Annotated in this window: 23 protein-coding genes; 17 read left to right on the forward strand and 6 right to left on the reverse strand. The window is 72.3% G+C overall.

The genetic code is table 11. The annotated features are described in order from the left end of the window. Positions 1-64 precede the first annotated feature (64 nt). The 9 genes from OHA72_RS13820 to OHA72_RS13860 all read left to right on the forward strand — a co-directional run bounded on the left by OHA72_RS13820 (position 65) and on the right by OHA72_RS13860 (position 10,379). Positions 65-1,885 carry a GNVR domain-containing protein gene (locus OHA72_RS13820; protein ID WP_327008223.1) on the forward strand — a complete coding sequence of 607 codons (1,821 nt, stop codon included), beginning with the start codon at positions 65-67 and terminating at the stop codon, positions 1,883-1,885. A gap of 70 nt (positions 1,886-1,955) precedes the next feature. After that, entirely contained in the window at positions 1,956-3,320 is a 1,365-nt protein-coding gene (locus OHA72_RS13825) for an O-antigen ligase family protein (protein WP_327008224.1), read from the forward strand. Next, positions 3,317-4,525, forward strand: coding sequence for a hypothetical protein (locus OHA72_RS13830; RefSeq protein WP_327008225.1), 1,209 nt, complete (start codon positions 3,317-3,319; stop codon positions 4,523-4,525). Before OHA72_RS13825 ends, OHA72_RS13830 begins: the two co-directional genes overlap by 4 nt. Before the next feature lie 2 nt (positions 4,526-4,527). Then, positions 4,528-5,415, forward strand: coding sequence for a sulfotransferase domain-containing protein (locus OHA72_RS13835; protein ID WP_327008226.1), 888 nt, complete (start codon positions 4,528-4,530; stop codon positions 5,413-5,415). Next, positions 5,412-6,896 (forward strand): lipopolysaccharide biosynthesis protein, encoded by a 1,485-nt coding sequence (locus tag OHA72_RS13840; RefSeq protein WP_327008227.1) that lies wholly within the window; start codon positions 5,412-5,414, stop codon positions 6,894-6,896. The genes OHA72_RS13835 and OHA72_RS13840 overlap by 4 nt, the downstream gene beginning before the upstream one ends. Next, positions 6,893-7,639, forward strand: a complete 747-nt coding sequence (locus tag OHA72_RS13845) for a class I SAM-dependent methyltransferase (protein WP_327008228.1) — start codon at positions 6,893-6,895, stop codon at positions 7,637-7,639. The genes OHA72_RS13840 and OHA72_RS13845 overlap by 4 nt, the downstream gene beginning before the upstream one ends. A gap of 149 nt (positions 7,640-7,788) precedes the next feature. Continuing rightward, complete coding sequence (locus OHA72_RS13850; protein WP_327008229.1) at positions 7,789-8,736, forward strand: glycoside hydrolase family 26 protein; 948 nt, start codon at positions 7,789-7,791, stop codon at positions 8,734-8,736. Between the two features lie 2 nt (positions 8,737-8,738). Further along, complete coding sequence (locus OHA72_RS13855; RefSeq protein ID WP_327008230.1) at positions 8,739-9,425, forward strand: hypothetical protein; 687 nt, start codon at positions 8,739-8,741, stop codon at positions 9,423-9,425. A gap of 6 nt (positions 9,426-9,431) precedes the next feature. Then, on the forward strand, positions 9,432-10,379 hold the full coding sequence (locus OHA72_RS13860) for a nucleoside triphosphate pyrophosphohydrolase (RefSeq protein WP_327008231.1): 948 nt from the start codon (positions 9,432-9,434) through the stop codon (positions 10,377-10,379). A 17-nt stretch (positions 10,380-10,396) separates the two neighbouring features. On the opposite strand, the gene OHA72_RS13865 is transcribed toward OHA72_RS13860, so the two are convergent. Next, complete coding sequence (locus tag OHA72_RS13865) at positions 10,397-11,185, reverse strand: patatin-like phospholipase family protein (RefSeq protein ID WP_327008232.1); 789 nt, start codon at positions 11,183-11,185, stop codon at positions 10,397-10,399. Continuing rightward, positions 11,071-12,027, reverse strand: coding sequence for a DMT family transporter (locus OHA72_RS13870; protein ID WP_327008233.1), 957 nt, complete (start codon positions 12,025-12,027; stop codon positions 11,071-11,073). Before OHA72_RS13870 ends, OHA72_RS13865 begins: the two co-directional genes overlap by 115 nt. 69 nt (positions 12,028-12,096) lie before the next feature. On the opposite strand from OHA72_RS13870, the gene pdxR reads away from it, so the two are divergent. The 5 genes from pdxR (at position 12,097) to OHA72_RS13895 (ending at position 17,583) form a co-directional block, all read left to right on the forward strand. Next, on the forward strand, positions 12,097-13,464 hold the full coding sequence (gene pdxR, locus OHA72_RS13875) for a MocR-like pyridoxine biosynthesis transcription factor PdxR (protein ID WP_327008234.1): 1,368 nt from the start codon (positions 12,097-12,099) through the stop codon (positions 13,462-13,464). Positions 13,465-13,474: 10 nt separating this feature from the next. Next, a complete protein-coding gene (locus tag OHA72_RS13880) occupies positions 13,475-15,088 on the forward strand; it encodes a DUF885 domain-containing protein (protein WP_327008235.1) in 1,614 nt (537 codons plus the stop codon). A gap of 86 nt (positions 15,089-15,174) precedes the next feature. After that, a complete protein-coding gene (gene eno, locus OHA72_RS13885) occupies positions 15,175-16,452 on the forward strand; it encodes a phosphopyruvate hydratase (protein ID WP_327008236.1) in 1,278 nt (425 codons plus the stop codon). Between the two features lie 64 nt (positions 16,453-16,516). Next, on the forward strand, positions 16,517-17,056 hold the full coding sequence (locus tag OHA72_RS13890) for an FtsB family cell division protein (RefSeq protein WP_327008237.1): 540 nt from the start codon (positions 16,517-16,519) through the stop codon (positions 17,054-17,056). Positions 17,057-17,058: 2 nt separating this feature from the next. Beyond that, complete coding sequence (locus OHA72_RS13895; protein WP_327008238.1) at positions 17,059-17,583, forward strand: DUF501 domain-containing protein; 525 nt, start codon at positions 17,059-17,061, stop codon at positions 17,581-17,583. A 988-nt stretch (positions 17,584-18,571) separates the two neighbouring features. On the opposite strand, the gene OHA72_RS13900 is transcribed toward OHA72_RS13895, so the two are convergent. The 3 genes from OHA72_RS13900 to OHA72_RS13910 form a co-directional block, all read right to left on the reverse strand. After that, a complete protein-coding gene (locus tag OHA72_RS13900) occupies positions 18,572-19,513 on the reverse strand; it encodes a phosphotransferase (RefSeq protein ID WP_327008239.1) in 942 nt (313 codons plus the stop codon). A gap of 66 nt (positions 19,514-19,579) precedes the next feature. Next, positions 19,580-20,323, reverse strand: a complete 744-nt coding sequence (locus OHA72_RS13905; protein WP_327008240.1) for a hypothetical protein — start codon at positions 20,321-20,323, stop codon at positions 19,580-19,582. 43 nt (positions 20,324-20,366) lie between these two features. Beyond that, positions 20,367-20,777, reverse strand: coding sequence for a cellulose binding domain-containing protein (locus tag OHA72_RS13910; RefSeq protein ID WP_327008241.1), 411 nt, complete (start codon positions 20,775-20,777; stop codon positions 20,367-20,369). A gap of 93 nt (positions 20,778-20,870) precedes the next feature. Here OHA72_RS13910 and OHA72_RS13915 point away from each other — a divergent pair, with 93 nt between their 5' ends. After that, positions 20,871-21,368 carry an amino-acid N-acetyltransferase gene (locus OHA72_RS13915; RefSeq protein ID WP_327008242.1) on the forward strand — a complete coding sequence of 166 codons (498 nt, stop codon included), beginning with the start codon at positions 20,871-20,873 and terminating at the stop codon, positions 21,366-21,368. Between the two features lie 90 nt (positions 21,369-21,458). After that, positions 21,459-22,382, forward strand: coding sequence for a Ppx/GppA phosphatase family protein (locus tag OHA72_RS13920; protein ID WP_327008243.1), 924 nt, complete (start codon positions 21,459-21,461; stop codon positions 22,380-22,382). On the opposite strand, the gene OHA72_RS13925 is transcribed toward OHA72_RS13920, so the two are convergent. After that, positions 22,383-22,805, reverse strand: coding sequence for a hypothetical protein (locus tag OHA72_RS13925; protein WP_327008244.1), 423 nt, complete (start codon positions 22,803-22,805; stop codon positions 22,383-22,385). 155 nt (positions 22,806-22,960) lie between these two features. Between OHA72_RS13925 and OHA72_RS13930 the strand changes: the two genes are divergently transcribed. Continuing rightward, positions 22,961-23,557, forward strand: coding sequence for an LppU/SCO3897 family protein (locus OHA72_RS13930; protein ID WP_327008245.1), 597 nt, complete (start codon positions 22,961-22,963; stop codon positions 23,555-23,557). The last annotated feature ends 43 nt before the right edge of the window (positions 23,558-23,600 follow it).

The following is a 23,600-nucleotide window of genomic DNA, read 5'->3' on the forward strand; positions in this document are numbered from 1 at the left end:
TTACGCCTGACGTCCCGGAAGCGTTAGCCCCTGGAGAACCTGACGCCGAAGGGGCCGCCGCTTCATGGACGCCAACCGCCAGCTTTCCGCCGATACCGACTCACCGGGCGTCGACCTGCTCGGCATGGCCCGGCGCCATTGGTGGCTGGTGCTCCTGATGGTCGGCGCCGGTCTCCTCGGCGCCGGGCAGTTCACCGGCATGCAGAAGAAGGTGTACGAGTCCGCGACGTCGGTGCTCGTCTCGCCGCTCGGCAACGGGCAGGACGCGAACTCCACCAGCGGCCGCACCAAGGGTGACATCAACCTCGACAACGAGGCGCAGCTGGTCACCTCCACGACGGTCGCCACCGACGCCCGCGAGCTGATGCGCGCCGGGGAGACGCCGGACGACCTGGCCCGCAACGTCCGGGTCGAGGTGCCGCCGAACACCACGTTCCTGGTCATCACGTACTCCTCGAACGACGCCAGGATCGCGCAGGCCGGGTCGCACGCGTTCGCCGAGGCGTACCTGCGCAACCGCGAGGAGAGCGCGAAGACCGAGGTCGCCGGGCGCATCGCGATCCTCAACGACAAGCTCAACCAGCTCAACGCGAGCCTGCTGCAGATCAACAACCGGCTGGCCAACCTCCGCCCGACCGATCCGAACCGGCCGAACCTGGAGAGCCAGCGCACCACGGCGACCTCGCAGATCAACACCCTCGCCGGCCAGCTCAACCAGCTGCTCACCACCACCGTCAACGCCGGCAAGATCATTCGTGACGCGGACCTGCCGTCCCGCCCGGTGAAGCCCAACCGGCTGCTCAACCTCGCCAGCGGCGCCATGGTCGGCCTCCTGCTCGGCGTCGGCGCGGCCCTGCTCCGCGAGCGGCTCGACCAGCGCGTCCGCCGCCCCTCCGACCTGCCCCGCCGGGTCGACGTCGCGGTCCTCGCCGCGGTGCCCGGCCGGGTCAAGCCCCGCCTCGACGACGTGTTCGCGCCGTTCGGCGCCGGCGGGCGCATCTTCAACCGGCTCCGCAACGAGGTCCTCGCGAGCATCCCTGCCCCGAACGGCGCCGACGCCCGGGTCGCGCTCGCCGGGCAGGTCGTCGTCGTGGCCGGCGCCAGCCGCGGCGCCGCGTCGACCGTCGTGGCCGCCAACCTCGCCGCGGCGTTCGCGCGGACCGGCGCCGAAACGGTCCTCGTCTGTGCGCACCTCCCCGACAGCCTCGTCGACACCGCCAGCGTCAACAGGATGCTCGGCGTGCGGTCGGTGCCGGGCCTGTCCGACGTGCTCGCCGGGCGGTTCTCCCTCAGCAGCGCCACCCAGCGCGCGCCGCGGCACCCCAACCTCAGCGTCGTCACCACCGGCGGCACCGCCAGCGCCGGCGGGCTGCTGCAGTCGCAGGCGCTGCGGGACACCCTCGCGACGCTGCGGGAGCGGGCCGCGTACGTGATCGTCGAGGCGCCCTCGACGGCGACCAGCGCCGACGCGCAGAGCCTTGCCAGCCTCGCCGACGCCGCGATCGTCGCGGTCGAGCTGCGGCGCACCCGCAACACCGAGGTCGCCGACGCCGCCGACCAGCTGCGCCGGGTCGGCACGCCGCTGCTCGGCGCGGTGGTCCTGCCGCGCCTGGCCGGCGCCCGCGGCACGGAGGAGCGCGACACCCAGGAGGTCACGGTCGCCGACGACATGACCACGGTCCTGGACAAGCTGCCGCCGAAGGAGCCCGAGGAGCCGATCGGGCAGAAGCGGATCCGTACCGGTGCCGCCGCCGCGACCGTGACGGCGCCCAAGGTCGTGCAGGCGCCTCCGCCGTCGGTGCCGAAGCGGCAGACCCGCACCATCTCCGTGACCCGCGTCAACGCCGACACCGTGGGCGAGAACGGCGCCGACAAGCGCCGATGAGTGAGCTTGCGAGCGAGTCATGTAGCAGGTTCGGGGCAGGCCGACGCCGCAGCGCAGCGGAGGTGGCGGCATGACCGCTCTTGCGAATCACCCCTCACTGCAGGCGGCGGTGCCCAGAACCGCGCGCCCGCACCGGCTGGCCGCCTGGCCCGTCACCGGCCTGCTGCTGCTCTACCCGCTGTGGTGGGCGCTCGGCCTCGGCACACTGATCTTCTTCCTGGTGGCCGTGCCGATGCTGGTGTCGCTGGTACGGCACCGCGCGTCCGGCCAGTTCGTCAAGATGCCGCCCGGCTTCCTGCTGTGGCTGCTGTTCCTCGCGGTCGTCGGCCTGGGGCTGTTCAGCCTCGGCGCGGACCCGACCGGCACCGTGCCGGGTACCGCGGCCAGCCGGCTGGTGTCCTACGCGTTCCGCCTCGGCGGGTACGTGGCGTTGACCGTGATCCTGGTGTACGCCGGCAACGTCGATCGCAGGGAGCTGTCGCAGCTGCGCTTCATCCGGCTCCTCGCCTGGCTGTTCGTCGTCACCGTCGCCGGCGGGCTGCTGGGCATGGCCGCGCCGACCTTCGAGTTCACCGCGCCGCTGGAGCTGCTGCTGCCGCACCACCTGCGCGAGAACGGCTTCATCCAGTCCCTGGTCCACCCGACCGCCGCGCAGATCATGAACCTGCTCGGCGGGGAGACCCCGCGCCCCGGCGCACCCTGGGGGTACACCAACACCTGGGGCAACAACGTCTGCCTGCTCATCGGCTGGCTGCTGGTGGCCGGCTGGTCGCTCACGAAAAGCCGCCGCACCAAGGTGTTCACCCTCGCGACGCTCCTGATCGCGATGGCGCCGATCGTCTACTCGCTCAACCGGGGACTGTGGATCGGTCTCGGCGTGATGGTGCTGTACGTGGCGGTGCGGCTGGCGGTCCGCGGCCGGTTCGCCGCGCTGGCCCTCGTCGGGGTCGCCGGCGCCGTCGTCGCGGTCGCCGTGGTCACCACCCCGCTCGGCGACGTCGTCACCGCACGCCTGGAGGACGGCAAGTCCAACGGGGTGCGCATGTACACCACGGAGAAGGCCGTCGGCGGGATGGCCGAGTCGCCCCTGATCGGCTTCGGCTCGACCCGCAACACCATCGGCGGGCGCAACTCGATCGCGGTCGGGGAGAGCGAGGACTGCGAGCGCTGCGGCAACTTCACCATCGGCGGCAACGGCCAGCTGTGGCAGCTCCTCTTCGCCCACGGGCTGCTCGGCACCGTCACCTACCTGGGGTTCTTCGTCGTGGGGCTGTGGCGCTTCCGGCGCGACGCGACACCGGCGGGGCTCGCCGCCACCGCCGCGATCGTGTCCAGCTTCGCCGCGATGTTCTGGTACAACGCGCTCGTCACCCCGCTGGCGCTGACCTTCCTCGCGTACGCCGTCCTGTGGCGCAACCGTTTGGAGAGCCGATGAGTCCAGTGAAGACCGCCCCGGCCGCACTGCAGGTCGACGACGAGCAACTGCGCGCGCAGTACATCGAGGAGGTCCTCGCCCTGCTGTACCCGGGGCAGGGCGGCACCACGGTGGAGTACCTGGTCGTGCCCAACGCCCGCAAGCCGCGGCTGCTCGTGCCGGCCGACGACCGCCGCCTCGCCGCCGCCGCCGTGCGCCGCTACGCCGAGCCGCAGTCCCGCGTGGCGAGGCTGAAGCGTGACGCGGTCGTCGCCGCCCTGCGCACCGGCGCGTCGTCGGTGCTGCTGCGCGACCGGCTGAGCATCACGCCGGGCCCCGACACCATCGACACCTACCTGCGCCGGGAGCTGGGCACCGACGTGCGCCTCAGCGTCCACATCGGACCGGCGCGGGCCAACCGCAAGCCGGTGCTGCAGCTGCTCACCGCCGACGGCGCCACCATGGCCTTCGCCAAGCTCGGCACGTCGGCGCTGACCAGGACCCTGGTGAAGGCGGAGGGCAACGCCCTGGCGGCCGTGTCGACCGCCGGGCTCAAGGCGCTGCGGGTGCCCGACGTGATCCACATCGGACAGTGGAACGGGCACGAGGTCCTCGTGCAGTCGGCGCTGCCGGTGTGGCGGCCCCGGGTGCCGCTGACCGCGCCCCGCCTGGCCAACGCGATGCGCGAGGTCGCCGCCTGCTGCGGCACCCGCCGCGGCCGCCTCGACGACAGCGGCTACTGGACCCGGCTGCGCGCCCGGCTCGACGCCGTCGCCGAGCACCACGAGGGCGGCGCGCTGCGGGCCGCGGCCGAGCGGATCGGCCGCTGCACCGGTGGCGTCCAGCTCACCTACGGCTCCTGGCACGGCGACTGGTCACCGTGGAACATGGCCTGCCTCGCCGACACGATCCTGGTCTGGGACTGGGAACGCTTCACCCCGGGCGTCCCGATCGGCTACGACGCGCTGCACCACGCGCTGCAGATCGGCATCGGCCGGGCACCGTCGGCGGCCCGGGCCGTCAACGACCTCATCGACGCCGCGCCCGAGCTGCTGCTGCCGTTCGGCGTGGTGCACCGCCAGGCGGTCGAGGTGACCACCCTGCTCTACCTCATCGACCTGGCCACCCGGTACGTCACCGACCGGCAGGCGGAGGCCGGCGCCCGGCTGGGCGTGCTCGGCAGCTGGCTGCTGCCCGTTCTCGTCGCGCGAGTGGAGGCACTGTAACCATGCCCGTGCAGGTTCCCGACACGATGAAGCGGATCGTCCACTTCGGATCCCGCAACTACGGGCAGCTGACCGCCAACCGGCGGATGCTGCCGCAGTTCCTGATCTGCGGCGGCCAGCGCTGCGGCACCACGTCGCTGTACCGCGCCCTGGCCGCGCACCCCGCCGTCATCAAGGCCGTGCTGCACAAGGGCGTGCACTACTTCGACGTCGGCTACCACCACGGGCTGCGCTGGTACCGCGGGCACTTCCCGCTGCAGCGCCGCGCCGCGCGCATCCAGGACGACCTCGGCGTCCCCGCGCAGACGTTCGAGTCCAGCCCGTACTACATGTACCACCCGCACGCCCTGGCCAGGATCGCCGCCGACCTGCCCGGCGTGAAGCTCGTCGTGCTGGTCCGCGACCCGGTCGAGCGCGCCTACTCCCAGCACGCGCACGAGGTCGCCCGCGGCTTCGAGCCGGAGGTCGACTTCGGCCGCGCCCTCGCCCTGGAACCCTCGCGCCTGGCCGGGCAGCGCGAACTGCTGCTCAACGACCCGGACGCGTACAGCTTCGCCCACCAGCACCACGCCTACCGGGCCCGCGGCGAGTACATCGAGTACATCGAGCCGATGGCGGCGCTGCTCGGCCGCGACCGGGTCCACGTGGTCGACAGCACCGAGTTCTTCCTGCGCCCCGAGCCGGTGTACGACGCCGTGCTGGACTTCCTCGGCCTGCCGCGGGTCGCGCAGTACCCGGCGTTCGACCGGCACAACGCCCGCCCCCGCAACCGCCTCGACGACTCGATCGCCTCGCAGCTCGCCTCGTACTACGAACCCTTCGATGAGCGCCTGGCCACCTGGCTCGGCCACCGCCCCTCCTGGCTGTCCACAGCGGACAGTCCGGCGTGACGGCGACGCTCGACACGTCCACCCCGGGAGCCGGTCTCGAGTCGCCGAAAGGCATGCTGCGCGGCGCCGCCCGGGGTGGGCTGGCGAACCTGGCCGGCACCGTCTGCACCGGCGTCGCCGGGCTCGGTGTCACCTGGCTCGCCGCCCGTGCCCTCGACCCGCACGGCGCGGGCGCGTTCTTCGCCGCGACCGCGGTGTTCGGGCTCGGCGTCACGGTCGCGAAGCTCGGCGTGCAGACGTCGCTGGTGTACTGGCCGGCCAGGATGCGCGCGGTCGGCGACCTGTCCCGCCTCGGCGAGTGCCTGCGCACCGCGCTGGTCCCGCTCGCCGTCGCGGCGCTGGTCATCGCCGGCGGGCTGTGGTTCGCCGTGGACCTGCTGCCCGGCCGGGCCGACCTGGTGCGGACCCTCGCGGTGTTCCTGCCGGCGGCCGCGGTCAGCGACGCGCTGCTCGCCGCGACCCGCGGCCTGCGCGCGATGCGGCCCACTGTGCTGCTGGACCGGGTGATGCGGCCCGCGGCGCAGCTGGCGCTGCTGGCGCTGGTGTGGGTGACCGGGTGGGGACCGGACGTGTTCGCCGCGCTGTGGGCGCTGCCGTACCTGCCCGCGGCGCTGCTCGCCGGGGTCGCACTGACCCGGCTGCGCACCCGCGTCACGCCCGCCGGAGGGGAGCTGTCGGACTTCACGCCGCGGCGGTTCTGGGCGTTCACCGCCCCGCGCGCCGTGGCGAGCCTCGCCCAGATGGCGCTGCAGCGCGTCGACGTGCTGCTCGTCGCCGCGCTCGCCGGCCTCGCGCCCGCCGCCATGTACGCCGTCGCCGGCCGGTTCGTGATCCTCGGCCAGTTCGTCAACCAGGGCGTCACGCAGTCGGTCCAGCCGCGGCTCGCCGAGCGCCTCGCCGTGCGGGACATGGCGGGCGCGAACCTGCTCTACCGCCAGGCGACCGCGTGGGTCGTGCTCGCCTGCTGGCCGCTGTACCTGCTGATGTTCACCTACGCGCACCAGTACCTCGACCTCTTCGGCGAGCACTACGAGGGCGGCGTGCGCATCGTGCGGCTGCTGTCGGCCACGATGATGGTCGCGACCGCCGCCGGCTGCGTCGACGTGGTCCTCGCCATGGCCGGCCGCACCTGGTGGAACCTCGCCAACGTGGGCCTCGCCCTGGTCACCATGCTCGGCGTCGACGCGGTGCTGATCCCCCGGCACGGCGCGTTCGGCGCGGCCGCCGGGCTGTGCGCGGCGGTGCTCGTCAACAACCTGGTGCCGCTCATCCAGGTGGTGCGGGGCCTCGGCCTGCACCCGTTCGGGCGGGCCACGCTGCTCGCCTGCGGGCTGGCCGCATCGTGTTTCGCCGTGCCGCAGCTGGCCGTGCTGCCGGTCCACGGGCTGTTCGTGAAATTCGCCGCCACGGGGGCGGGTGCGGTCGCGTACTGCTACGCGGTCGTGCGTTTGAGGCACGTTCTGATGCAGGGGGAACGATGAGAACTGACTACGCGGAGGTCTTCCAGTCGGATGAGGCGGTCGACAAGTACGAACGGGTGGTCTACGCGCCGGAGACCTACTCGACGGCGGTGAGCGGCCGGCAGCGCGCATTCCTGCGCCGCCTGGTCCGCCGCGAGTTCACCGCCCGCCGGCCGGTCCAGCACGACTTCGCGTGCGGCACCGGCCGGGCGATCAAGCTGCTGCACGGTGTCGTGCGGGCGGCGCACGGCTACGACGTGTCCGCCCAGATGCTCGCGAAGGCCCAGGAGGCGGGCGTCTACGCGAAGCTGCACCAGGTCGACGGCGACGGGCCGGTGCCGGAACCGGCCACAGTGGACGGACCGGCGCTGGTGACCGTGTTCCGGTTGCTGCTCAACGCGCCGAAGGACGTCCGGGACCGGGCGATCGCGTTCGCCGCGAAGATCCTGCCGGAGGCCGACTCGGGCCTGCTGGTCGTGGAGAACCACGGCAACCGCTCGTCGCTGCGGCACCTGCGGCACCGCTCCAACCGCGCCAACCAGTGGTTCGCGGAGCTGCACCACGCCGAGGTCGAGCAGCTGCTGGCCCGGCACGGCTTCGAGGTGGTCGAGCGGCGCGGCTTCGCGCTGTGCCCGGCCGGCGCGTACCGCCGCGAATGGCTGCGGCCGGTGGCCCGCCGCGCGGACGACCTCGCCGCCCGCAGCGGCCGCCTCTCGGGGGTGGCCACCGACGTGCTGTACGTGGCGCGCCGGATACCCAAGTAGCCGAAGGGGCAGGTCGAGAGTGAAGCGGATCGGGCTCGTCGTCGCCGTCGTGGTCGCCTGCCTGGCGGGCGCGACGGCGGTGACCCTCAGCGTGGTGTCCACGAAGGACACCGGCGCCGCGGCCGTCGTCGACCCCGGGGGCGTCCCCGGTGGCGCCGGGCGCGCCGCCGGCGATCGCGACGTCCACCGGACCGTTCGCGGCCGGCCCCATCGCGCCGCCGAAGGAGGGCTCCTATCTCGGCGCGTGGGTCCGGCCGGAGCACCTCACGGAATCCGGCCGGCTCACCGCGATGACGGCCTGGGAGAAGTCCGTCGGGCGCAAGATGGCGATCGTCAACACGTACCGCCGCTTCGACGAGAACTTCTTCAACGCCTCCGACGAGCAGTTCGCCGCCCGCGGCACGACACTCATGCTGTCGTGGGCGGGCGGCGACACCCGGCTCATCACCATGGGCCGCTACGACGACCTGATCCGCGAGCGGGCCCGTGAGCTCAAGGCGTTCGCGCGTCCGGTGATGCTGCGGTACCGGTGGGAGATGGACCGCCCGAACCTGCGCGCCCAGATGTGGTCCGGGGAGGACTACGTCGCCGCGTGGAAGCACGTCCGGGCCATCTTCACCGCCGAGGGCGCCACCAACGCCTCCTGGGTGTGGTGCCCGACCGTGGAGGGCTTCCAGGGCGGCTACGCGGCCGACTTCTACCCCGGCGACGACATGGTCGACTGGAACTGCGTCGACGTGTACGCCGGCACGAAGTACGACACGATCGGCGCGCTGATGCGGCAGTTCCTGGAGTTCTGCGCGTCCCACCCGACGAAACCGGTGATGATCGGTGAGTTCGGGGTGGCCCGGGCGTGGGGGACCGACCAGCGCGCCGCCTGGCTGCGCGACGCGTCCGCGACGTTCAAGGCCAACCCGCAGATCCGGGCGGTGATGTACTTCGAATCCGACCCGACCGACAACAAGGGCCCCACCCAGCAGTTCCAGGTCTCCGACGACCCCGCGGTCCTCGGCGCGTTCCGCACGTCGCTGGCCCAGGACCCGCACTACACGCCGATGACCGCCGCCACCAGGACGAAGAAGAAGCCGGGGAGATAGCCATGTCACGAATCCGTGTGCTCGCGCTGGTGGCGGCCCTCGCGGTGACGTCCCTCGCCGGCTGCCGGTCCGACCCGGACGTCGCGGCCTACCTCGGCGAGGACGCCGTCACCATCGCCGAGGTCCGCGGCATCGCCGCCGACCTGACCTTCGCCCCGGCGCAGCGCGGCCAGGTCACCGGCTACGTCCTCGGCTCGATGATCATCCGGGAGGTCGGCGGCCGGATCGCCGCCGAGCGCTCCCTCACCGTCCGGCAGGAGACCACGCCCGCCATGGTCGCGCAGTACTACGACCTGCCCGCCGACGCGCGGATCGTGACGCTGGTCACCGACACCCAGAACATCCTGCTCACCCTCGCCGCCGCCGTCGCCCCGGTCGAGCCCGACCGCGACCAGCAGCGCGCCGCCTTCGAGGCCCTGTACTTCCCCAGCGGCCGCCCGGTCTCCGAGCGGTACACCTTCGAACAGATCCAGTACCTGCTCAACCGCGACAGCATCGGCAGGATGATCGCCCTGCGCCGGCTGCTCGACGACGCCGTCGCCACCTCCGGCATCACCGTCAACCCCCGCTACGCCGGCCTCACCTACGGCCTGCCGGTCGAGGTCCGCCTCGGCCAGAGCGGCGCCCCCGCGCGGGCCAGTATCCTGGTCCACCTGACCGTGGACGAGGTATCTGCCGAGGAGGCCTGAGCGACTGTGCCGGGCAGTGTGGTCCTGCTGGTGACGTCACCCCGGCTCCCCGCCGGCGTGCTCACCGCCCAGGCGTGGGACCTGGTCCGCGCCCACCCCGTGCTCACCGCGTCCCCGTCGGACCAGGTCGACGCCCTGCGCGCGGCCGGCGCCGCCGTCACCGTCGTCGAGCCCACCGTCGAGGTCCTGCTCGACGCCCTGGCCACGCACGGCACCTTCGTCTGGCTCGCCTCACCCGACGGCGACGAGCAGCTCGCCCGATCCCTGGGCCTCCGGCTCGCCCGCGAGCCAGGCCTCGCCACCCTCGAGCTGCTCTACGGCTCCTGGGACCCGCCCGGCGCCCGCGTCCTGGACGCCGTCACCGTCATGGACCGTCTCATGCACCCCGAGACCGGCGACGCGTGGAAGCGGGCACAGACCCACGAGAGCCTGGCGCCGTTCCTCCTGGAGGAGGCCTACGAGCTCTACGACGCCATCCGCGACCAGGACCACGAGGCGGTCCGCGAGGAGCTCGGCGACGTCCTGCTGCAGGTCGTCCTGCATGCCCGCCTCGCCGAGGAGGCAGCGGACATCACCGACAGGTTCACCCTCGACGACGTCGCCGGCGACCTCGTCGACAAGCTCATCCGCCGCAACCCGCACGTCTTCGCCGGCACCGAGGTCGGCGGCATCGACGACATCATCGCCAACTGGGAGCAGATCAAGCAGGCCGAGAAGTCCCGCGGCTCCGCTGTGGACGGCGTCGCCCTCTCCCAGCCGGCCCTGGCCCTCGTCGCGAAGCTGCTGCACCGTGTCGCCCGCGCCGGCCTCACCGTCCCCTTCACCCCGCCCGACCCGCTCGGCGCCGCCCTCTTCGCCCTGGTCGTCCAGGCCCACGAGGAAGGCCTGGACGCCGAGGCCGCCCTGCGCGCCACCGCCCTGTCCTACATGGACGCCGTCCGCCGCGCCGAGTAGGGATCTGCGCAACCCGGTCACCATGGCGGGGGTCGGGTGATGCCCTGGTGGATCGCGGCCTCGACGACGGCGGACCAGCGGGACGGGTCGAAGACGTTGCCACCGATGGCGGACTGGGAGGCGGCGTCGGGTTCGACGAGGGTGCCGGTGGTGGCGTGGGCGTCGCGGCCCAGCATCGGGATGCGGGGGGCCAGGACGACGACCCGGTCATAGCCGTCGGCGAGGTCGGCGTTGGTGCGGGAGCGGACCCCGCCGTCCATGTACCACCCGTCCCCGACCCGCACCGGCGGGAACAGGCACGGCACGGCGCAGCTCGCGGCGACCGCCGGGATCAGCGGCACCCCCGACGCGGCCGTCCAGGTGACCGGCTCGCCGGTGGCGGTGTCGACGGCGGTGATGAGCAGGCGGTCCGGGAAGTCGTCGATCGGCAACCGCCGGGCGAACGACGCCAGCCACGGCTCCGGCGGCCCCACCTCGGCCTCCAGGGCGATGGCGCCGATGCGGCGGCGCAGCTGCGGTGGAGGCAGTGACGCGTCCTGCAGCAGTTGGAACGCGACGGCGCCGCGGGTCCAGTCGGCGCGGATCGGTGGGTCGCCGGGTCCGAGCGGCGCCTCCATCGCGGCCGCCTTGCGGGGGTCGTGGCCGGCGGCGACGAGGGCGCCGGTGATCGCGCCGGCCGAGGTGCCGACGATCAGGTCCGCGCCGGTGAGGTCGACTCCCTGGTCGCGCAGGCCGATGAGGAGCCCGAGCTGCCAGGCGACGCCGGTGATGCCGCCGGCGCCGAGGACGAGTGCGGTGCGTTGCATGCGTCCTGCCTAGCACGGCTCAGGCCGATCGCCAGGCCGGAGGCGACGGCGAGGACGCCGGTGAGCTGGCGGGGGTCGGGTGTGACCCGGTCCGTGACGGCGAGCGTGGCCAGGGCGAACACGGGCACAAGCCCGACGAAGACGCCGGCGCGCTCGATGCCGAGGTGGGCGACGCCGGTGTACCAGCAGACGAACGCGACCACGGTCAGCACCAGACCGAGGAACGCCAGCGCGGCGCCCTCGCCGGCGGTGGGCAGCCGGGGGCGCTCGCCGCTGAACGGCAGGACGAGCAGCAGCAGCGGCACGGCCAGGGCGGTGCTCCAGGCCGACACCCGCACCGGGCCGAGGCGGGGCAGCAGCGGCGCGGCCAGCAGGGAGAACGCGGCCTCGCAGGCCAGTACCCCGACGGCGGCGGCGAGGCCGGGCGCGTCGATGCGGCCGCCGCCCTCGACGAGGACCGCGCCGAGGACCACGACCACGGCGGCGAGCAGCAGGCGTGGGGAGGGGCGGCGGCGCTCCTGCAGGGGGCCGAGCAGGGCCAGCAGCAGCGGGCTCACCCCGACGATCGTGCCGATGGCGGCCGGGTCGGCGTGGCGCAGGGCGTACATGAGCAGGACGTTGAAGCCGACCAGGCCGGTGGCGGCGACCCCGGCCAGGCGCAGCAGCTCGCGGCCGGTGGGGCGCAGCCAGGAGGTGAGCAGGGCGAGCGCCGCCGCGGCCAGCGTGTAGCGCAGGGCCTGCCCGGTCAGGACCGGATAGTCCACCAGCGATCGGCTGACCGTGAACGACGAGCCGAGGATCGCGCAGGTCAGCACGCAGTAAAAGGTGTACAGCCGGTTCATGACAGCGAACTTACGATCGGCAGTGGTCCACGCTACAGTGCCACCGAGCCCCGCGTTTGGAGGTCCACTTTGTCGGTCTGGGAGGCGTTGGTCGAGCTTGACCGCACTCGGCCGCGGGTCGGTGACCAGCTCGTCGGTGCGTTGCGGGAGGCGATCACCCGCGGGCGGCTGGCACCCGGGACGCGGCTGCCGTCGACCAGGGACCTCGCCGCCGACCTCGGTGTCTCGCGGGGGCTCGTCGTGGGGGCGTATGAGCAGCTCACGGCCGAGGGGCGGCTGCTGACCCGGCGCGGGTCCGGCACCGTGGTCGCCGCCGTGGCCACGGCGGTCCCGCGCCGGCACAGCGACCCGCCGGACCGGCCCGCCACCGTCGCGCCGCTGCGGCCGGGCGTGCCGGATCTGGGGATGTTCCCGCGCACGGCGTGGCGCCGTGCCTATGAGACGGCGCTGACCAGCGCCCTGGACGCCGACTTCGACTACGGCGACGCGACCGGCGCGCCCCGCCTGCGCCGTGAGCTGTCCGGCTATCTCGGACGGGTGCGTGCCGCGCTGGTGCCCCCCGAGGGGCTGATCGTGACCGCCGGCGTGACGCAGGGACTGGCGCTGCTGGCGAGGGTGCTCCTCGACGGCGAGGTGCGGCGGGTCGCCCTGGAGGACCCCGGGCCGGCCGCGCTGCGCGAACACCTCGGGCGGCTCGGGCTGGAGGTCGTGCCCGTGCCGGTCGACGGCGACGGCCTGGACGTGCGGGCGCTGGGGCGCACCAGGTGCAAGGCCGTCGTGGTCACCCCGGCGCACCAGTTCCCGACCGGTGTCGTGCTCGCGCCGCAGCGGCGTACCGAACTGATCGCCTGGGCCCGCAGGGTCGACGGGCTGATCGTCGAGGACGACTACGACGCCGAGCACCGCTACGACCGGGAGCCCGTCGCCTGCCTGCAGGGCCTCGCCCCGGACCGGGTCGCGCTGGTCGGCTCGGTCAGCAAGGTGCTGGCGCCCGGGCTGCGGCTGGGCTGGCTGGCCGCGCCGTCGGCGATGCTTCCGCGGCTGTGCGCGGCCAAGGCCGACGCCGACAACGGCGGCCCGGCCCTGCAGCAGCTGGCGTTCGCGGAGTTCCTGGCCGGCGGCGGCTACGACCGGCACCTGCGCCGGGCCCGCCGGCTGCACCGGGAGCGCCGCGACGCGGTCGTCGCCGCGCTGCGCCGGCACCTGCCGCGGGCCCGGATCGGCGGGATCGCCGCGGGGCTGCATCTGGTGGTGGAGCTGCCGGCCGAGGTCGACGACAGGGTGGTGTCGCAGCGGGCCGCCGAGTGCGGGCTCGGCCCGCTCGCCCTGTCGTCGCTGCGCGTGCGCAAGGGACCGCCCGGACTGGTGATCGGCTACGCCGCGCACACGCCGCACGAGCTCGCCAGAGCGGTCAGGACCCTCGCCACTCTCATATAGGTTCGAAAGCATGCCGCATGACTTCGTGCCCCTTGCCGAGCACATCGCCGACGCGCTGCTGGAGTCGGATCCCCGGCTCGCGGCGTCGGCCGGCGACCACCGCTTCGACGACCGGCTGCCCGACCTGTCCGCCGAGACGGTCGCCGGCGACATCGACATGCTCCGCGACGCCTCCGCCGCGCTGACCACGGTCGACCTCGACCTGCTCGACCCTCAGGAGCAGGTCGACCACGCGGTGCTCCTGGCCCGGGTCGAGCGGATGCTGTTCGAGCGCACCGAGATCCGCGAACACGAGTGGAACCCGCTGGTACACAACCCGGCGACGCTGCTCCACGCGCTGATCTCCCGGCCGTTCGCGCCGGCCGAGGAGCGGCTCATGTCGCTCGCGGCCCGGCTGTCGGCGATCCCCGACGCCCTCGCGACCGCCCGTGCCACCCTGGCCGACTCGCCGCAGGTGCACGTGGAGACCGCGACCGGCCAGTTCCAAGGCACCGCGCGGCTGGTGCGGGAGGAGCTCACCGAGCTGCTCAAGGAGGCGCCCGGGCTGGCCGACGTGGTGCGGCCGCTGCAGGAACGGGCCGCGGCGGAGCTCGACGACTTCGCCGGCTGGCTCCGCGACCGGGTCGACACCGCCGACCGCGACCCGCGCCTCGGCCGGCGGCTGTGGGAGGCCAGGCTCTGGCACACCCTGGACACGGAGCTCGGCGCCGCGACGGTGCTGCAGCGCGCCGAGGCCAACCTCGCGCAGGTGACCGCGAGACTGCGGGCCGCGGCGGCCGAGCTGACCGGCGGCCCCGAGACCGACGAGACCGTCCGCGCCGCGTTCGCCCTCGCCGCCGCCGACGTGCCGGACAACGACACGATCGTGGACCTGGCGAAGGTGTCCCTGGACGAGGCGACCGCGTTCGTCCGCGACCACGACCTCGTCACCCTCATCGACGACCCCCTCGTGATCATGGAGATGCCCGAGTTCGCGCGGGGCGTCGCCGTCGCGTACTGCGAGCCGCCCGGCCTGCTGGAGTCCTCCGAACTGCCGACGTTCTTCTGCATCTCACCCACCCCGTCGGACTGGCCGGCGGAGCGGGTCGCGTCGTTCTACCGCGAGTACAACAGCCACATGCTGCGCGAGCTGACCGTCCACGAGGCCACCCCCGGGCACTTCCTGCAGCTCGCGCACGCCCGCCGCTTCCGTGGCCGCACCCGCGCCCGGGCGATCGGCTGGTCGGGGCCGTTCGTGGAGGGCTGGGCGGTCTACGCGGAGGAGGTGATGGTCGGGCACGGCTTCGGCGGCCTGCCGGTGCGCCTGCAGCAGCTGAAGATGCAGCTGCGGATGTGCATCAACGCGATCATCGACCAGCGGATCCACTGCGACGGGATGACCGAGCAGGAGGCGATGGCGCTGATGATGGGCGCCGGCTTCCAGGAGGAGGGTGAGGCGGCCGGGAAGTGGCGGCGGGCGCTGTTGTCCTCGACGCAGCTGTCGACGTACTTCGTGGGCTACACCGAGGTGCGGGAGATCGCGGATGAACGGCCGGCGAACGTCACGCTGCGCGACTGGCACGACCGGATGCTTGCTCACGGCTCACCACCGCCCCGCCACCTGCGAACCCTGCTCGACCTGTAGGTCCGGGATTGCATGATCGGCGCAACCGATAGGCTCAGGGTGCCGCACCGTGGCGGCCGACCAATCTTTGTCTGCAAGGAGTGACAGTGGCCACGATTGAAGCAATCGGCGCGCGGGAGATCCTGGACTCGCGGGGCAACCCGACCGTCGAGGTCGAGGTCGTCCTCGACGACGGCACGCTCGCCCGCGCGGCCGTCCCGTCCGGTGCCTCGACCGGCGCCTTCGAGGCCAACGAGCTGCGCGACGGGGACTCGAAGCGTTACCTCGGCAAGGGCGTCGAGAAGGCCGTCGAGAACGTCAACGAGCGCATCGCCGAGGCCGTGCGCGGCTTCGACGCTACCGAGCAGCGCCTCGTCGACCAGGCCATGCTCGACCTGGACGGCACGCCGGAGAAGTCCAACCTCGGCGCCAACGCGATCCTGGGCGTCTCCCTGGCCGTCGCCAAGGCCGCCGCCGACTCGGCCGGCCTGAGCCTGTTCAAGTACCTCGGCGGCCCCAACGCGCACCTGCTGCCGGTGCCGATGCTCAACATCCTCAACGGTGGCTCCCACGCCGACTCCAACGTCGACGTCCAGGAGTTCATGATCGCCCCGATCGGGGCGCCGACCTTCCGCGAGGCGCTGCGCACCGGCGCCGAGGTCTACCACTCGCTGAAGTCGGTCCTGAAGAAGAAGGGCCTGTCCACCGGCCTCGGCGACGAGGGCGGCTTCGCGCCCAACCTGCCGACCAACGCCGCCGCGCTCGACCTGATCGCCGAGGCCGTCGAGAAGGCCGGCTACACGCTGGGCAGCGACATCGTGCTCGCGCTCGACGTGGCGGCGACCGAGTTCTACAAGGACGGCGGCTACAAGTTCGAGGGCGGCTCCAAGTCCTCCGACGAGATGATCGCCTACTACACCCAGCTCGTCGACGCCTACCCGATCGTGTCCATCGAGGACCCGCTGTCGGAGGAGGACTGGGACGGCTGGAAGGCGATGACCGACGCGATCGGCAACCGCATCCAGATCGTCGGCGACGACCTGTTCGTCACCAACCCGCAGCGCATCGCCCGCGGCATCGCCACCGACACCGCCAACGCGGTGCTCGTCAAGGTCAACCAGATCGGCTCGCTCACCGAGACGCTCGACGCCGTCGACCTGGCGCACCGCGCCGGGTTCCGCACGATGATGAGCCACCGCTCCGGCGAGACCGAGGACACCACCATCGCCGACCTGGCGGTCGCGGTCGGCAGCGGCCAGATCAAGACCGGTGCCCCGGCCCGGTCCGAGCGGGTCGCGAAGTACAACCAGCTCCTGCGCATCGAGGACGAGCTCGACGACGCGGCGCGCTACGCCGGTCGGGGCGCGTTCCCGCGGTACCGTTAGTCCGGTTTCATGTCCGCGGCCCTCTTCGGTGAGGGCCGCGGGTGTGTGCCACAAGGGGGAGGGCATGCAGCAGCGCACCAGGCCGGGCGGGCGCGTCACGCCCACCAGGGCCTCGGGGCCCCGCGGCGCGCAGCGCACCGGCGCCGGCGGGGCGGGCAGGGCACCGGCCAGGCCGACCGTCGCCAGGCGGGCCGTGTCCTCCGGCGGCGCCGCCATGCGGACTCGTGCCCCGCAGCCGAAGCGTTTCACCAGCCGCGCCGTGGTGCTCGGCCTGGTCCTGCTGGTCCTGCTGCTGGCCTATGCCTATCCGGTCCGCGTCTACCTCGCCCAGCAGGCCGAGATCACGGCCCTGGAGCAGAGCCAGGAGCGGCAGACCGCCAAGATCGCCGAGATGTCGGCCCGGGCGGCGAAGTGGGAAGACAACGAATACGTGATCAGCCAGGCCCGCCAGCGGCTGCACATGGTGCTGCCGGGCGAGAAGCCCTATGTCGTGGTCGACCCGTCGCGCAGCCAGCAGACCGACCCGACCGCGATCCCGGGCACGGAGAAGGCGTCGCGTCCCTGGTACGGCAAGCTGTGGTCGAGCGTCGAGGCGGCGGACTGAGGATGACTTCGCAAGACGAGCCGACCGCCTTCGAGCCGGCGTCCGAGGAAGACCTTGCGGTGGTGGCCGCGCAGCTCGGCCGCACCCCCCGGGGCACCCGCGCCGTCGCGCACCGCTGCCCGTGCGGCCTGCCCGACGTGGTCGAGACCACCCCGAGGCTGCCCGACGGCACCCCGTTCCCGACCCTGTTCTACCTGACCTGCCCGCGGGCGGTGCACGAGTGCAGCCGGCTGGAGTCCTCCGGTCTGATGCGCGAGATGGGTGCCCGTCTCGCGGAGGACCCCGACCTGCGCAAGGCGTATGAGGCGGCGCACGAGGACTACCTGCGCCGCCGCGAGCAGGTCGGCCACGTCGACGAGATCGAGGGCGTCTCCGCCGGCGGCATGCCCACGCGGGTGAAGTGCCTGCACGTCCACCTCGGCCACGCCCTGGCCGTCGGCCCGGGCGTCAACCCGTTCGGCGACGAGACCCTCGCGCTGGCCGCCGAGTGGTGGGCCGCAGGCCCCTGCGTCCCCCCACCCGCCTGACCGCTCCGCGCGAACCCGGCTCCGCCCCCGACCCTCCTCGTCCCTCTGGTGATCCAAGGATGCTGGTGGTCGTGGGGTGACCGGATCCGTCCTTGGATCACGGAACTGGCGGGGTTTGACCCGCTCGGCTCGGTCTCGCTTCCGTTTCACGGGTGATCCAAGGATGCCGGTGGTTGTTGGGGTGACCAGTCCTGTCCTTGGATCACGGATCTGGCAGAAACCGGACCCGCCCGGCCCGGTCTCGCCTCGGTCCCGCTCGTGATCCAAGGATGCTGGTGGTCGTGGGGGTGACCAGTCCTGTCCTTGGATCACGGATCTGGCAGAAACCGGACCCGCCCGGCCCGGTCTCGCCTCGGTCCCGCTCGTGATCCAAGGATGCCGGTGGTCGTGGGGGTGACCGGATCCGTCCTTGGATCACGGACCGGAGGAGGTCGCTCCGCTGGGCAGGGCACTGCGCAGTCCCGCTCGTGATCAATGGCGCGTTCTGGCCGCCTGGGCGCCGTGAATTCACGGCCGTCGATGACTAGACCAGGGAGCACCACGCCCCGGACAGCGATCTTCACCCCGTCCGCTTGATCCAAGGACGCCCGTGGTCGCTGGGACGACCACCGCCGTCCTTCGATCACGTCGCAAGATCGTCTACCCGGACCCCGACGACCACATCACCCCGAAGAATCGGACGAACGCCGCGAAACGACGCTGGATTTCCCGTCGGATCGGACGTCAGACCTGTCGTGTGGCTCGAACACCGCAACCACCGGTCTTTCGGATGCAGCGCGCACGCGTGTGTTGCGGCCGCGCGAAGCGCAGGACGTGCGAGCGCGGAGCGCGAGCATTGGGGGTGTGGGGTGAGAATCCCCCACTGCTCTTCCGGCCGGAGGCCGCCGCGGAAGAAACAGCTTGAGTGCGGCGCGCAGCGTCGCATGGGGGTGCGGGGTGGGAACCCCCCGCCGGGTCGCGGCGCCAGCCGTGACCCAGCCAGCACAGCTCAGATGCGGGTGACGACGGAGCGGAGGATCTCCCAGCCTTCAAGGTCGTCGGCGGTGCCGGTGTGCGGGCGGCGGAAGCGGCGCACCTCGACGGCGATGTCGGTCAGGGCCCATCGCAGCTGATACAGCATGATCGTCGAGGGGCGGGGCAGGACCCCGGTGGCGGCGGCGTACGCAGAGAAGATGGACCCGTCGCCCGGCTCGATGAGCCACAGGTCGCGCTCCGGCGGGGAGATCAGGACGGTGTCCCAGTCGATGAGGCGCCAGCCGCTCGGGGTGAGCATCGTGTTGCCCGAGTGGGGCTCGCCGTGGGTGAGCACCGCGCGGACGGGCTCGCCGTGGCTGTCCAGCACGAGCTCGTCGTAGCGGGCCAGCAGGCCGGCCAGGGCATCGCGGTGGCCGGCGAGCAGCTCGGCGGCCAGCCGGGCGTAGGGGCCGCAGTCGGGGCCGGGGGCCTTGAGGGCCGCCTCGATCTCGCCGCGGCCGGGGACGGCGAAGTCGTCGACGCGGGCGTGGCGGTGCACGACGGCCGGCGCGGTGTGCAGCTGGATGATCATGTCGAGGGTGGCCTGGCGGTGATCAGGGCCGCGGAACGCGTTCCAGTCGAAGCTCTGCCCGTCGACGAACGGATACACGGTGATGGCGAAGTCACCGAGGACGGACAGGGGCGCGCCGGTGCGGGTCGGCACGGGGGCGACCGCGAAGGTCCGGCCGATGGCGTGCAGGTCCACGGCGACGCTCAGCGACGACGTGAGCCGTCCCACATCGGCGTCCTGGTCGACGGTGACGAACCAGCGGTTGCCGCCGTCGTCGGCGACCTCCCAGTGGTGGCTGCCGAAACCGACCGCACGGTAGCCCAGCGACGCGACGGGGAGACCCCAGTCGCGTCGCAGGGCCTCCTCGAGCGTGTCTTCGGTGAGACCAGCGGGCGGCGTCAGCACGGTTCTGCACGTTACGGCAGCACCGCCACCTCCGCCGCCCGGGCACTACCGGCAGGGCAGGAAACTTTACTTACCTGCGACCGGCGGGGCGGTGCTCTCGACGATCTGGGCACCCTTCGGCGCGACGAACGCCTGGGCGTCGACCTTCTCGCCGTACTTGCTGAGCTCGACGCCGATCGCCTTGTCGTCGGTACCGACACCCTTGAACCGGGTGAGCAGGCCGCTCTCGGCGACGCAGACGTGGAACTCCTTGGCCGAGACGTCGTTCGGGCCGGCGTTGGCGTCCTGGGGGATGCCGGTGACGTCGAGGCAGTCGCTCTTCTGGCCGGCGATCGTCGCGGTGTTCTGGGCGATCTTGACGCCCGGCACCACCGCGGCCGCCGTCATCAGGGCGAGCGCCATCTCGGTGTTGATGAAGCCGCCGCCGGCCACGGCCGAGAGGTAGGCGGCCTGGTCGGAGGAGGAGAGCTGGCCGGCCTGCACGGCGCTCTTCTGGCACACGACCTTCTGGCCGGTCTTGCCGGTGCAGACCAGCAGCGCGTCCTCGGTGAGGATGAAGCGCCCGTCCTTGCCGATGTAGGCAGCCTTCGGCGGCTGCTGCACCACGGTCGTCGCGGTGCCGTCGTCGGTCTTGTACTCGGCGGTGAAGGTCAGCTTCCCGGACTTGCCCATCCGGTCGGCGAGGTCGGTGATCGCGGTGACGTTGTCGACGGTCTGCTTGACCTGGTTGATGAGACCGCAGCCCAGCGCGCCGGCGCCGAGCACGGACGCGAGCACGACGGTCAGGATTCGGGTACCGGCACGATGCATGCCGCCCAATGTGGGGCCGGTCACCGGGTCTGGCAACGAACTGTCAGCAGGGCGACCCGTTGACCGTGCAACTGACCGGGTCGGCGGCCTTGCCCTTGGCCTCGAAGCCCATCCGGATCGAGCCGCCGGGTTCCAGGTAGGTGTTCCACGGCTGGGAGCGCAGCGTCAGCCGGTTCGCCTTGTGCTCGGCCGTGGCGCCCCAGGTCGACGTGAGGTCCACGCCCGGCGGCAGCTGCAGTTGCACCGTCCAGCCCTGCAGCGGCTGGCTGCCGATGTTCGTGACGGTCACCTCGGCGTTGAAACCGTCCTTCCACTTGCTGCGCACCGCGTAGCCGGCCTTCACGCCCCCGCCGCTGCGCACCGGCGCCGCGCTTGCGCTCGGGCTCACCACCTGGGTCCGATCGACGGTCACCACCCGGGTACCGGGGTCGCGGGTCAGGAACAGGACAGTCATGGTGCCCGCCACGACAGTCGCCACCACGGCGGTGACGACAAGCACGCGCTCACGTGTCAGATGCCACATCCGCGCGCCACTACCCTGGCCGTCATGGAGGTAACCGTCCGGCGGGCCCGGACCGGAGATGTGCGGGGCATCCGGAGGCTGGTCGCCATGTACGTGGCGGACCGGCGGCTGCTGTCGAAGCCGACCGTGGCGCTGTATGAGGCGGTGCAGGAGTTCTGGGTCGCGGAGCGTGACGGCGTGGTCGTCGGCTGCGGCGCGCTGCACGTGATGTGGGAGGACCTCGCCGAGGTGCGCACGGTCGCCGTCGACCCGATGATGCGCGGCCACAAGATCGGCCACAGGATCGTGGCGGAGCTGCTGGCGGCGGCCCGTGAGATCGGCGTGCGGCGGGTGTTCGTGCTGACGTTCGAGACGCAGTTCTTCGGCTCGTTCGGGTTCGTGCCGATCGACGGCACCCCGGTCACCCACCAGGTCTACGAGGAACTGCTGCGCTCCTACGACGAGGGCGTCGCGGAGTTCCTGGACCTGGAGCGGGTCAAGCCCAACACCCTCGGCAACCACCGGATGCTGCTGCATCTGTAGGTTGATCGCATGACCGGTCCGCAGCGGAGCGGAGGATCGGTCATCAGGGGGTCAGCCAGAGGGCAGGCGCCCGGAGCGAAGTGAGGACGCATGACCAGGGTTGCCGCGATCGACTGTGGTACGAACTCCGTCCGCCTGCTGATCGCCGACGCACTGCCCGACGGGTCCCTCCGCGACGTGACCCGGCAGATGCGCATCGTGCGGCTCGGCCAGGGCGTCGACCGCACCGGCCGGCTGGCCGAGGAGGCGATCGAGCGCACCCGCGTGGCGCTCGTCCACTACGCCGCCGAGATCGCCGCGGCCGGGGTGGACCACGCACGGATGGTCGCCACCAGCGCGAGCCGTGACGCGTCCAACGCCGAGGATTTCCGCGCCATGGTCACCGCCACCCTCGGCTTCGCCCCGGAGGTCGTCAGCGGCGACGAGGAGGCCCGCCTCACGTTCGCCGGCGCCGTGCAGGGCCTGCGGGCGGAGCCGCCGTTCCTGGTCTTCGACATCGGCGGCGGCTCGACCGAGTTCGTCGTGGGCTCCACGGCCGGGGTCGACGCCGCGATCAGCGTCGACATCGGCTGCGTCCGGCTCACCGAGCGCCACCTGCACGACCACCCGCCGACGCCGGAGCAGGTCGCGGCCGCCGAGAAGGACATCATCGGCGCGGTCGACCGGGCCCTCGCCGCGGTCGACGCCGGCCGGGCCCGCACCTTCGTCGGCCTCGCCGGGTCGGTGACCACCGTCACCGCGCTGGCCCTGGGCCTGACCGAGTACGTGCCCGAGCACATCCACCGCGCCCGGGTCTCCACCGCGGACGTGGCGAAGGTCACCGCGGACCTGCTCGCCGCCACGCCGGAGCAGCGGCTCGCCAACGCGGTCATGCATCCGGGACGCGCCGATGTGATCGGGGCAGGCGCGCTGATCCTGCGGATCATCCTGGAGCGGTCCGGCGCCGAGGCGGTGGTCGCCTCCGAGTCGGACATTCTGGACGGCGTCGCTATGTCGTGTTTACGTCAGTCCTGATCAGCCGGTGCGGCGGACCTCGGCGCGGGACTGCTCGCGCGGCTCGGCGTCGTCGCGGGACCACCACCAGCCGTACGTGAGCACGCCCTCCGCCGGCATCGTCATGATGATCTTTGCCGGCATGGGTCCCTCGTAGGCGTTGAACACGCCGGCCTCATGCTCCACAAACCTGGTCACACCGGGCAATTCCAGACAAGTGACGTGCAGTTCGAGCCGTCCCGCCTCACTCGCTGTGAGGATGGTGTGCTCAACGTGTTGCAGTCCCTTGCTGTCGCTGACCGCTTCGTAGTCGAGGGTTATCGCGTTGCCGCGCACCACCGAGGTCACCTTGATGCGGGCGACGAACGGTCCGGACTCCAGCCCGTCGCCACGCCCGCGGTAGACACCGGGCGCCGAGGCGAGGCGCTTCAACAGATCGGTCACGGCGCACACCGTAATACCTGCGCGCACCGGACTGTATGCATCACCCGTCTGCGGTTATCGTGAGCCGTCTCCCGCGGGCCGATGGGTGGCTTCTGCAAGCTCACGACCCCTTCGCCCGTTAGGGTGATCTTTGCGGCATACCCGGAAGGAACCACATGTCAGATCAGTACCCGCCGCCCGGCGGCTACCCGCCGGTCTCTGGTGGCGGCGACCCCTACGGGCAGCAGCCGCCCCAGTACGGGCAGCAGCCTCAGTACGGGCAGCAGCCGCCCCAGTACGGGCAGCAGCCTCAGTACGGCGACCAGCCGCAGTACGGAGCGCCCCCCGGTGCGCCTTTCGGCGCCCCACCGCCCCCGCCGCGCCGGGGCAGGGGTGGCAAGATCGCGCTGATCATCATCGCCATCGTCGTGGCGCTGTGTCTGGTCTGCGGTGCCGTGCTGTGGTTCACCGGCAGCAGCATCTTCGACTCGATCAAGAACAGCTCCACCAACGCCAAGGTCGGCGACTGCCTTGAGGGTGACGAGATCACCGGCACGGACACCAAAGAGGTGGACCTCAAGATCGTCAAGTGCGACGACGCCAAGGCGAAGTACAAGGTCATCGGCATCAAGGACGGCGTGAGCCGGGCCGAGTCGCTGAAGACGAACACCACCGTGTGTGACGAGTACATCGAGAAGGGCGCCGAGTCGGTGCTCTGGCAGGGCACCAACGCGGCCAGCGGGCAGGCTCTCTGCCTCGCCCCGGCCAAGTAACCCTCACGGAACAACCCCTCTCAGTTCGTCCTGAACGGGCGGC

Source organism: Dactylosporangium sp. NBC_01737 (assembly GCF_035963215.1).
GTDB lineage: Bacteria > Actinomycetota > Actinomycetes > Mycobacteriales > Micromonosporaceae > Dactylosporangium.

Coding starts and splice junctions, on each gene's coding strand:
- OHA72_RS13835 (WP_327008226.1), top strand. CDS start 4,528: ATGCCCGTGCAGGTTCCCGACACGATGAAGCGGATCGTCCACTTCGGA.
- OHA72_RS13930 (WP_327008245.1), top strand. CDS start 22,961: ATGTCAGATCAGTACCCGCCGCCCGGCGGCTACCCGCCGGTCTCTGGT.
- OHA72_RS13845 (WP_327008228.1), top strand. CDS start 6,893: ATGAGAACTGACTACGCGGAGGTCTTCCAGTCGGATGAGGCGGTCGAC.
- OHA72_RS13820 (WP_327008223.1), top strand. CDS start 65: ATGGACGCCAACCGCCAGCTTTCCGCCGATACCGACTCACCGGGCGTC.
- OHA72_RS13915 (WP_327008242.1), top strand. CDS start 20,871: ATGGAGGTAACCGTCCGGCGGGCCCGGACCGGAGATGTGCGGGGCATC.
- OHA72_RS13910 (WP_327008241.1), bottom strand. CDS start 20,777: ATGACTGTCCTGTTCCTGACCCGCGACCCCGGTACCCGGGTGGTGACC.
- OHA72_RS13825 (WP_327008224.1), top strand. CDS start 1,956: ATGACCGCTCTTGCGAATCACCCCTCACTGCAGGCGGCGGTGCCCAGA.
- OHA72_RS13870 (WP_327008233.1), bottom strand. CDS start 12,027: ATGAACCGGCTGTACACCTTTTACTGCGTGCTGACCTGCGCGATCCTC.
- OHA72_RS13830 (WP_327008225.1), top strand. CDS start 3,317: ATGAGTCCAGTGAAGACCGCCCCGGCCGCACTGCAGGTCGACGACGAG.
- OHA72_RS13890 (WP_327008237.1), top strand. CDS start 16,517: ATGCAGCAGCGCACCAGGCCGGGCGGGCGCGTCACGCCCACCAGGGCC.
- OHA72_RS13905 (WP_327008240.1), bottom strand. CDS start 20,323: ATGCATCGTGCCGGTACCCGAATCCTGACCGTCGTGCTCGCGTCCGTG.
- OHA72_RS13920 (WP_327008243.1), top strand. CDS start 21,459: ATGACCAGGGTTGCCGCGATCGACTGTGGTACGAACTCCGTCCGCCTG.
- OHA72_RS13895 (WP_327008238.1), top strand. CDS start 17,059: ATGACTTCGCAAGACGAGCCGACCGCCTTCGAGCCGGCGTCCGAGGAA.
- OHA72_RS13865 (WP_327008232.1), bottom strand. CDS start 11,185: ATGCAACGCACCGCACTCGTCCTCGGCGCCGGCGGCATCACCGGCGTC.
- OHA72_RS13855 (WP_327008230.1), top strand. CDS start 8,739: ATGTCACGAATCCGTGTGCTCGCGCTGGTGGCGGCCCTCGCGGTGACG.
- OHA72_RS13880 (WP_327008235.1), top strand. CDS start 13,475: ATGCCGCATGACTTCGTGCCCCTTGCCGAGCACATCGCCGACGCGCTG.